We start from the raw sequence: 9,258 nt of genomic DNA, 5'->3' as shown, positions 1-9,258 counted from the left end.
GAGCGTGCGGGGCACGGCCTTGCCGGCCGGTCCTCCGGCGACGGGGTCCTCGGCCTGCGGCAGGGCGGGCTTGCGCCAGGCCGCCTGGGCGACGGCGGGCACACCCGATGCCTGTATCAGTGTCGCGGTCAGTACGGCGGCCGTGGCCGTGGCCACCAGGCGCCAGGGCCGGCGCGTTCTCCGGCGTGGTCCGGTCTTCATCGCTTGTGGTTTTCCTCCCGTTGAGTACTCCGCGGGCAGCGGGGAGCCGCGCACGGCGGAGTGGGGCACACCGGGCCAGGCCGGGGCCGACCGCGTACGGCGGTCGGCCCAGGCCCCCTGGCCGAACCGGTCAGTCGCCGCTGGGAACGGCGGTCTCCACGCCCGGCATGCCGACGGCGAGGTGGTCGATCTGGGTCTCGGTCAGCGCGCCCTGGAAGACCCAGACGTCGGAGAGCGAACCGGGGAAGTACTGGCCGGACGTCGTGCCCGTCGTGTCCCGGCCGAGCTGCAGCGTCTTCGCGGCCTTGTACGTCAGCACGTCGTCGGCCCACGAGACGGTGTCGGCACAGCCCGCGTCGTCCTGCACCCCGTCCTCGTCGGTGTCGGCGCAGGCCGTCTCCTGGAGTTCGCCGTTGACGTAGAGGCGCACCTCCTTGGAGAAGCCGTCGTAGACGAGGGCCAGGTGGTTCCAGTCGGTGGGGCTGTAGAACATGCCGTTGCCGACGTCGGAGACCGCGGCGGTGTCGCTGTCGGAGTCGGCCGTGGCGATCCGCCAGCGGCCGGGATCGGTGTCCGGGGTGGCGCTGGGTTCGTACCGCACCGCGAACGCGCTCTTCCTGGCTCCCGGAGCGCTGACGACGGTGACCGGACCGGTCGGTGTCGCGGCCGCCTGGACATAGGCACTGACGGTGAAGCTGGCACCGGTGTCGACCGGCACCACGGGGGCTGCCGCGTAGTCGTTGGTGCCGTCGAGGGTGACCGCGCCGTCGACCCAGCCCGAGCCCGTCTGAGCGCCGTTGTGGAGGGTCATGGCGTTGGCCGACGACGAGGCGTCCGGCGAGGTCAGCGGGGTGCCGGCGGCCGTCTCGAACTTCCAGCGGCCCTTGACCACCGCGCGCTGCTTGAACAGCTGCTGCACCTCACCGGCGGACACCGGACGGTCGAAGAGCCGAACGTCGTCGATCTGACCGGGGAAGAACGAGGTGGGAGTGCGCTCGAAAGCGCTGGCGCCGATCTGCACCGCGCCCCCGGCGTACCAGGTGGTGGTGGTCGCGGTGGTGCCGGCCAGGGTTCCGTTGACGTACAGCGAGAGCTTGTCGGCCACGGTGTCCTGCACACCGACGAGGTGCGTCCACTCACCGCCGTACGCCGTGGTGCCCTCGGGCTGCATGGCCCGCACCACCGTGGAGTCGCCGGTGTCGGCGCTGTGCTGGTTGAACACCCAGCGGTCGTAGGCACTGGAGTAGTAGAGCTCCGGGCCCGTCACCGTGGTGCCGATCTGCGAGGCGACCGTGGCGGCGTGGTTCGGCTTGGTCTTCGGCAGCTTCACCCAGGCCGAGACGGCGTAGCTGTACGACGTGTTGATGTGCGGGCCGCTCGTGATGGCGTAGTCGTCGGTTCCGTCCAGGGTGAGGGCGTTGCCGTCCACCCCTGCGGAGCCTGTCGCGGCGCCGCCCTTGAGGACCGCCGGGTTCACGTCGGCCCGGCCGCTCAGCGCGGTCGCGTCGGCCGCGTCGTCCATGTGGAAGACCGCTCGGGCCGGACGGCCCGCGCCGATCGAGTTCGAGCCGTAGAGGGTCGACACCTCGGCCGCCGACAGCGGCTTCTCGAAGGTCTTCACCTCGTCGATGGTCCCGGGGAAGAACGAGGTCACCGCGCCGTTCAGGTGACTGCCGCCGATCATCATGCCGCGACGGGCGTTCCACGCCGTGCTGTAGGCCGTGGACCCGGCCAGTGTGCCGTTGACGAACAGCTTCAGCTGCTTCTCACCGGCGGCGTAGACACCGACCAGATGCGTCCACTCCCCGGCCTTGGCCCCGCCCGCGGCGGGCTGCATGGCCCGGACGGGAGTGGCGCTGGTGCTGTCCGAGCTGTACTGGTTGAACACCCAGCGGTCATAGCCCTTGGAGTAGTACAGCTCGAAGCCCGGCGCGTTGTTGCCCCGCTGAGAGGCGACCACCGCCCCGTTCGCGGGCATCGCCGACAGCTTCACCCAGGCCGACACCGAGAAGCTCACATCGGTGTTGATGGTGGCGACGTCGGTGGCGGCGTAGTCGTCGACACCGTCGAACTGCACCGCCGTGCCGATCTTGCCCTCCACGTTCGGCGTCGGTCCGCCGGACAGGGGCGCGGTCTGCTCGGGCGCGCCGCCCGCCGCCTGGGTCGCGCCGGACGCCTCGTCCATCGACCAGTTGGCGCGCTCCAGCTGTCCCGCCTTCACACGGAACTGGTAGGTGCGGATCTCGGAGCCGTTGCCGGCGGCGTCGAAGGAACGGGCGGTGAAGGTGTTGAGGCCCGGCTTGAGCGGCAGTACCGGGACGGTCTTGGCCGCGCCGCCCGAGGTGGGAACCGTGTTGGCGGAGACCGGGTCGCCGTTGATGCCGTACCAGTACTTCGTCACGTCGGAGACGGCCCCGGTGATCACGAAGTTGCCGTACTGGCCCACTCCGTCGTACCAGGGGTCCTCGGGGTCCTCCGGGTTGGACGCCGGGTAGATGCCGGAGGAGATCGTCGGGGCCTTCGGCACGCTCGTGTCGTACACGAAGTAGCAGGAGGTCGCGTCACCCGTGTACGACCAGGGCGAGGACTGGGCCCCGTCGTTGGAACGGACGTACCAGTTGATCGTCTTGTTCTTGGGGAGGGTGGACGGCAGGGTGATCGAGAAGTCCGAGCCGGACTTCTTCGCCCCCGTCAGCCCCGACCTCCAGCGGGTCACCGAGCCCTTGCCGTCACCGGTGTCCCAGCTCGCCGCGAACTCGACCTTGACGGTGTCACCGTCGGGGTCGGTGATGTCGTTCGCGTAGATCTTGCCCAGGGTGCGCACGCGCGCGGCGTTCTCGGGCTTCTTGCACGAACCGCCGTACTCCATGACCAGCTGCGACATCTTCACCTGCGGCGGCGGCCGGTTGTACTGCACCCGCAGGAAGGCGTCGTCCGAGAACCGCTTCCAGCCGTAGGCGTCGGACTCGCTGCCCGCCCGCAGGCCGAAGGTCATCGTCGACCACTTCTTGTCCGCCGCCAGCTGGATCGCGGACTTCACGTCGAACTCGGCGTCCTTCGCGGCACAGCCGGTGAACCCGTAGGCGAAGGAGGCCGTCCTGAGGTGGTCGATCCAGAAGCCGGACGCGTTCTGGGAGTTCCAGGTCGTCGACGAGGAGATGTCCTTGGTGCGCCACAGCTCCACGCTCCGGTCGGAGCAGGACGCCGACCAGGTGTTGCGGACCACGAACTCCGCCTGGAGCACGGTCCGGCCCGCGAACTTCGAGGTCGGGATGCGGTAGAAGAGCCGCTTGGTGTCGTGCGGGGCGCAGTAGGCCCAGTTGCAGTACCCGAGGCCCGCGTCCGAATCGCCGTTGAACTTCCACTGCGGCGACGACGCCCAGTACTTGGAGGCCATCGTCCACGCGGAGGCCTTCGGGGAGTACCACTGGGGGTCGATGAACACGGGGTACACCGTGTCCTCGCCCCGCAGTACGTCCGTGTCGGGCGTCAGCACCAACGCGTCCTGCGTGGCGGGGACGTCCACTCCGACGGGGGCCATGTTCGCGGACTCGGCGGCGACGGCCTCGGGGGTGTTCCCGCCGTCGTCGGCGGCAGCGGTGACGGCGGCAGCGGTGACGGAGGTCGTGCCGGTGGTCGCGGTGGTCGCGGTCGTGGAGCGCGGACCGGAGACCGACGACGCCTTCGAAGGGGCCCCGGCGGCGGACTGCGTCGCCGACTGTTCCGTGGTGTCGGACGCCTGGTCGCTGGAGTCCCACATCACCGGGCGGGGGGCCTCGAAGACCGCGCTCCCGGCACCCTCGTCGATCGCCGCCAGGCCGCCGTCGTCGGTCTCCTCGACCCGCATGCCGTCGGCGTCCAGCTTCAGGCGGAGCTCGTTCAGCTCGGAACTCTCCGCGGCCTCCGCCGACTTGACGACCAGGAGCTGGGTGAAGCCGTCCTGCTGCGCCGTCATCCGCAGATCCACGTCGGGCAGCACGTCCGGGTAGGTGACGGTGTTCCCGCTCAGCTCCGGGGCGGGCAGCTTCTCCGGCCAGGACAAGGCCAGTTCGCGACCGTTCTTCGTCATCCGCACCAGCGGGTCCGAACCGCCGCCCGAGAACGACAGCCCGACGGTGGTGGCCTTGGGCGCGACCGCTCCGTCGGCGGCGCGCGTGAGCGTGGTGTCGATGTCCCGCCACTCGCCGTCCACCCGCGTCCGCACCGGACGCAGATGCTCCCGGGCCTCCAAGCGGCCCTGCGGAGTGGCGAACACCTCGCTGCTCTCACCGCGCAGCGAGGTGATCTCCACCAGCTTGCCCGTGCGCTTGGCCCTGGCCAGCGCCCTGGTGTCCTCGCCTACTCCGTCTTCCCCGGTGCCGTCGGCCGTCCCGTCCGCACCGGCGGTTCCGGCGGCCTCGGCGGCGTCGACGGCCGAGGTTCCGGCGGTACCGCCGACCACTGCCATGGCGCCATCAGAAGTACCCGCCACCAGCGCCATGGCCGCGGCGAGCACCGCGCCGGCTGCGCGCAGCCGACGTCTTCCCCCGTACGTATTCATCTGTTTGTCCCCCGCCGAACGGCGTTGAGCTATGCCTGGAAATGTGCGATCAAGTGGTCGGTCGCACACACGATCAGGCCGCAACATACGAGCATCTCCGGCCTCTTAACCAGAGACTCACATGGGGACAAAACTCCGGAGTCTCCGCAATCAAGTGAAGTCAATGTGTGAAACACTTCACGTTTGGTCCGCGAATTGCCCGTGATTGGGAGTGTCTCTCCTCATCGCAACCGGAATCCGCCCCGCCGCCGCTCGGCGTACAACTTCCCTTGCCGTTCGGCCGGTTGGTTGCCGAGCGAAATCAGCTGGGGGGCAAGCGCGAGGGCGTGCGCCCGCGTTGCCTCCCGGGCCGCCCAGCAGGCGCGGACCGTGCCCTCGACGGCCTCCGGCGGATACCCGGCGACGATCTCCGCGCACCGCACGGCCGCCGCGACCGCGCCGCCGGGTTCCGTCACCTCCGACACCAGCCCCACCTCATGCGCCCGCCGTGCCGACATCCGCTCGGCGGTGCCCAGCAGAGCCATGCGCGCGGCCTCCCCGTACGGCATGCGCTGGGCCATCAGGACCGACTCGAAGGCGCTGACCATGCCGTAGGTGGTGTGGGGGTCGAAGAAGGTGGCGGAGGGGTCGGCGACGAGGAACTCCGACTCGCCCAGGAGGTAGAAGGCCCCGCCGCAGGCCATGCCGTTCACGGCGGCGATCAGGGGTTTCCAGCAGTCGTTGGACTTCGGGCCGATCCTGAGGAGGGGATCCTCGATCGCGTAGGGGGAGTTCGGCTGCGGGACGGCGTCCGCCGCGTCCCGGTCCAGGCCCGTGCAGAAGGCGCGCTCGCCGGCGCCGGTCACGACGACCGCCCGTACCGTGTCGTCGAACCGCAGTTCCCGCCAGAACAGGCGGAGTTGTTCCGCCGTCGGCAGGTCGATCGCGTTGAGTCTCTCAGGGCGGTCCAGGGTCAGCACCGCCACGCCCGTGGCCTTGTCCGTCGTCGTACGCAGGGTCACGGGCGCTCCAGTACCCATTGGGGGAGGCCGGTGGACGTGAACACCACCTGCACCTTGGCCCCGATCCGGATCCGTTCGGCCGGTACCGAGTCCAGTCGGGCGTCCGGCCCGCTCACCAGGTTGCCGACGAGGCGGATGCGCGGTGCGTCGGCCAGTTCGACCAGGACGACGTGGTACGGGGCCTGCTCGGCGTAGTCGGGGAGGAGGGGCGGGTGCGGGCGGACGTACGACCAGATGCGGCCCCGGCCCGTGACCCGGCGCCACTCGGCCGCGAAGGAGCGGCAGTGCGGGCAGCAGGGGCGGGGCGGGAAGCGGGGTTCGCCGCAGTCGGCACAGGCCTGGATCCGCAGTTCGCCCTGCGCGGCATAGCCCCAGAAGGGGGCACCGTCGTCGTCCACCACTGGTGTGAGCATCACAACTCCCGTCGGCCGATGGCTTGTTCAGTTGCGGAGCAGAAGCGCCGAGGTCGGTACCCCCTCGCCCGCCGTCACCAGACAGGTCGCCGCGTCCGGGACCTGGGCGGTGCTCGTGCCGCGCAGTTGCCGGACACCCTCGTTGATCAGGTTGAAGCCGTGCACATAGGCCTCGCTGAGGCCGCCCCCGGAGGTGTTGAGGGGGAGCCGGCCGCCCGTCTCCAGGGCGCCGCCCTCGGTGAACGCGCCGCCCTCGCCGCGCGCGCAGAACCCGTACCCCTCCAGGGACAGGGGGATCAGGGCGGTGAACGCGTCGTAGATCTGGGCGACGTCGATGTCGTCCGGGGTGAGGTCCGCGTGCTTCCAGAGGTGCCGGGCGGCGGTCCAGGCGGGGCCGGTCAGCGGGTCGTCGTTCCAGTAGTTGACCATGCCGTGGTGCTGGGCGGGCAGGCCCTGGGCGGCGGAGTGGACGTAGACGGGGGTACGGCGGCAGTCGCGGGCGCGCTCGGCGGAGACCACCACGCACGCCAGCGCCCCGTCCGTCTCCAGGCAGTTGTCGAAGAGGCACAGGGGTTCGCTGATCCAGCGGGAGTTCATGTACATCTCGCGGGTCAGCGGGCGCTCGTACATGATCGCGGCCGGGTTCTGGTTGGCGCGGTTGCGGCAGGCGAGGGCCACGTTGAAGAGGTGGTCGCGGGTGGTGCCGTACTCGTGCATGTGGCGGCGGGCCAGCATGGCTATCTCGTCGGCGGGACGGAGCAGGCCGTAGGGGCGGGTCCACTGGGCCGGGGTGGGGAGTTGGACCGTGGTGTTCTTCCACGGGCGCGGGCCGGAGCCGCGTTTGCGGGACCGCCAGGCGACCCCGACCGTGGCCTGGCCGGTGGCGATCGCGGCGGCGAGATGCGCGACCGTGGCGCACGAACCGCCGCCGCCGTAGCCGACCTTGCTGAAGAAGGTGAGGTCGCCGAGGCCCAGCGCCTTCGCCACCTCGACCTCGTCCGTCTCCTCCATGGTGTACGAGGCGAGCGCGTCGACCTCGTCCGGTGCGATCCCGGCGTCGTCGAGGGCGGCGAGGATCGCCCTGCACGCCAACGCCCGTTCGCTTTCCGGGAGTTGTCTGGCGAAGGAGGTCTGGCCGATGCCGACGATCGCCGTCGCGTCCTTGAGCACGGCCATGAGGCACACCTCCGCACAGGGTGGCGGAGCGCACCTCCGCACAGGGGCTGTTCGGCTGCTGACAGTGCGTCAGGGTACCGCTAATCTGACGGGTAGTCAGCTACGGGTTCGGTGCTGACGATCGGGCTCTTGAACACTGGTTCTCGGGTACGGAGGCCTGCGGTGAGCGGTGACATGGAGGGGCGGCGCGGTGATCTGGAGTGGGGGACCGTCCCGGGGCTGGTCCGCGCGGCGGCCCGGCGGTTCGCCGGCGTCGAGGCCGTCGTCGACGGGCGGACCCGGGTGTCGTACGCGGAGCTGGGCGCCCGCGTGGAGCGCGCGGCGGCCGCGTGCGTCGCGAACGGGGTGCGGATCGGCGACCGGGTCGCCCTCTGGGCACCGAACTCCCTCGACTGGATCGTCTCCGCGCTCGGCGCGGTCTCGGCGGGCGCGGTCCTCGTCCCGCTGAACACCCGCTTCAAGGGCGGTGAGGCGGCGGACGTGCTGGCGCGCAGCCGGGCGAAGCTGCTGTTCGTCACCGGGACGTTCCTCGGGACCTCGTACGTGGCCTCGCTCCGGCGCGCGGCGGGGGCGGACGGGGGGCGGCTGCGGGCGCCGGGCGCCGGGCACGTGTGCGAGCGCCCGGGACCGCTACCCGGCCTCCCGCACCTGGAACAGGTGGTGGTGCTCTCGGACGACGCCCCCGCCGACTTCCGCACCTGGAAGGACTTCCTCGCGAGCGGCGACGGCGTCACGGCCGAGGAGGTGCGGGCGCGGTCGGCCGGACTGACGGGCGACTCCCCCTCCGACATCATCTTCACGTCCGGGACGACCGGCCGCCCCAAGGGCGCGGTGATCACTCACGCGCAGACCCTGCGGGCGTACGAGGTGTGGAGCGCACTGGCCGGACTCCGGCAGGGCGACCGCTATCTCATCGTGAACCCGTTCTTCCACACCTTCGGCTACAAGGCCGGGGTGATCGCCTGCCTCATGCGGGGCGCGACGATGATCCCCCAGCCGGTGTTCAACGTGGAGACGGCGATGGCCAACGTGGCCGCCGAGCGGGTCTCGGTGCTGCCCGGCCCGCCGACCCTCCACCAGTCCCTCCTGGACCACCCCGCCCGCGACGACTACGACCTGAGCGCCCTGCGCCTGGTGGTGACGGGCGCGGCGGTGGTGCCGCTGCGGCTCGTCGAACGGCTGCGGACCGAGCTGCGCGTGGACACCGTACTGACGGCGTACGGCCTGTCCGAGGCGTCCGGCATCGTCACGATGTGCCGGCGCGGCGACGAGCCGTCGGTGATCGCGTCGACGTCGGGGCGGGCGGTCCCGGGGGCGGAGGTGCGGGTCGTCGATCCGCTGGGCGCCCCTCTGCCGCCCGGCTCCCCCGGAGAGGTCCTCGTCCACGGCTTCAACGTCATGCGCGGCTACTTCGAGGATCCCGCCGAGACCGCGCGCACGGTCACCGCCGACGGCTGGCTGCGCACCGGTGACATCGGCGTCCTGGACGAGGACGGCAACCTCCGGATCACCGACCGGGTCAAGGACATGTTCATCGTCGGCGGCTTCAACGCGTATCCCGCCGAGATCGAGCAACTCCTCGGCCTCCACCCGGACATCGCGGACGTGGCGGTCGTCGGCGTCCCCGACGCCCGCCTCGGCGAGGTCGGCAAGGCGTTCGTCGTACGCCGCCCCGGATCCCTGGTGACCGCGGACGACCTCATCGCCTGGTCCCGCCGGGAGATGGCCAACTACAAGGTCCCGAGAACGGTCGACTTCGTGGCCGAACTACCGCGCAACGCCGGCGGGAAGGTGGTGAAGGGGGAGTTGCGGGGGGCGCCGGCGCCCTTCTGAAGCACCCGAGGGCCGTGCGGCGGGGCGGAGTGCCTGCGGGGGGGGGCGGGCGGCCGGGGGGGGGGGGGGGGGGGGGGAAGCGGGAGGGAGGGGG

The 9,258-nt window shown here is 71.1% G+C and carries 6 protein-coding genes; 1 reads left to right on the top strand and 5 read right to left on the bottom strand.

All coding sequences use genetic code 11. The annotated features are described in order from the left end of the window. The 5 genes from P1P70_RS34505 to P1P70_RS34485 all read right to left on the bottom strand — a co-directional run. The coding region (locus P1P70_RS34505; protein WP_319244880.1) for a hypothetical protein at nt 1–201 on the bottom strand (201 nt) is incomplete at its 3' end. A gap of 130 nt (nt 202–331) precedes the next feature. Continuing rightward, nucleotides 332–4,741, bottom strand: a complete 4,410-nt coding sequence (locus P1P70_RS34500) for a LamG-like jellyroll fold domain-containing protein (RefSeq protein ID WP_319244878.1) — start codon at nt 4,739–4,741, stop codon at nt 332–334. 221 nt (nt 4,742–4,962) lie between these two features. Continuing rightward, complete coding sequence (locus P1P70_RS34495) at nt 4,963–5,742, bottom strand: enoyl-CoA hydratase/isomerase family protein (protein WP_319244876.1); 780 nt, start codon at nt 5,740–5,742, stop codon at nt 4,963–4,965. After that, nucleotides 5,739–6,155, bottom strand: a complete 417-nt coding sequence (locus P1P70_RS34490; RefSeq protein WP_319244874.1) for an OB-fold domain-containing protein — start codon at nt 6,153–6,155, stop codon at nt 5,739–5,741. Before P1P70_RS34490 ends, P1P70_RS34495 begins: the two co-directional genes overlap by 4 nt. A gap of 27 nt (nt 6,156–6,182) precedes the next feature. After that, a complete protein-coding gene (locus tag P1P70_RS34485) occupies nt 6,183–7,331 on the bottom strand; it encodes a lipid-transfer protein (RefSeq protein WP_319244872.1) in 1,149 nt (382 codons plus the stop codon). Nucleotides 7,332–7,505: 174 nt separating this feature from the next. Here P1P70_RS34485 and P1P70_RS34480 point away from each other — a divergent pair, with 174 nt between their 5' ends. After that, nucleotides 7,506–9,164 (top strand): fatty acid--CoA ligase family protein, encoded by a 1,659-nt coding sequence (locus tag P1P70_RS34480; protein WP_319244882.1) that lies wholly within the window; start codon nt 7,506–7,508, stop codon nt 9,162–9,164. The last annotated feature ends 94 nt before the right edge of the window (nt 9,165–9,258 follow it).

The organism is Streptomyces sp. MB09-02B (assembly GCF_033794485.1).
Lineage (GTDB): Bacteria > Actinomycetota > Actinomycetes > Streptomycetales > Streptomycetaceae > Streptomyces.
This window is presented reverse-complemented; position numbering and strand designations above follow the sequence as displayed.